1 protein-coding gene is annotated in these 562 nt (G+C 53.2%); it reads right to left on the reverse strand.

Annotation, left to right across the window (positions count from 1 at the left end; genetic code table 11):
- Positions 1-77 precede the first annotated feature (77 nt).
- Positions 78-562, reverse strand: a 485-nt coding sequence (locus tag C5B91_RS21355) for a hypothetical protein (protein ID WP_233547874.1), incomplete at its 5' end; no start/stop codon positions are given.

The raw sequence follows: 562 nt of genomic DNA on the forward strand, positions 1-562 counted from the left end.
GCGGCTGTGCTGGATAGAGCGCGAGTCGGTCATGGGAACTTGCCGGGTTTCGGCCGTTCGAATCAGTAGACAGAGAGCTATTCTTCAATCGTGAGTGTATACCTCCACTCAAACTCTTCCCATGTCGTCTCCGCTCTCACTTTCGGCGCAAATGATTCGGTAAAGCGGTGTTTACCTGCGGGAAGACAGCTCATATCTTCGGGCCGATTGCTCACCCACTTGTCCATCGTGGCCTCCAATATCTCCTGCTCCGGATAATGCAGTACAGTATAATCGGTCTGAATGCACTCCCCCGCATCGAGTGACTGCCATCTAAGCACGTCAGGAAGAACGAAGTGAACAAGATTCGCCTGCCAGCAACCATCGACCGGGCGGTCCGGAATAATCTGTTCGTCTGTTCCGAAGGCGAGTTTCTGTACCTGACGGTCACTCGGAATGAGAACGAGCCATCCGTGGCCTTCACTCCAAATACTGGAGTACGGCTGGATTGAGCCGAAGCCAACTGTTTGCTCTTCAGAGGAAAGATTCTCAAACGAACCCCGAATCTGAGCAGGTGCATCGG

The organism is Haloferax sp. Atlit-10N (genome assembly GCF_003586325.1).
GTDB lineage: Archaea > Halobacteriota > Halobacteria > Halobacteriales > Haloferacaceae > Haloferax > Haloferax prahovense.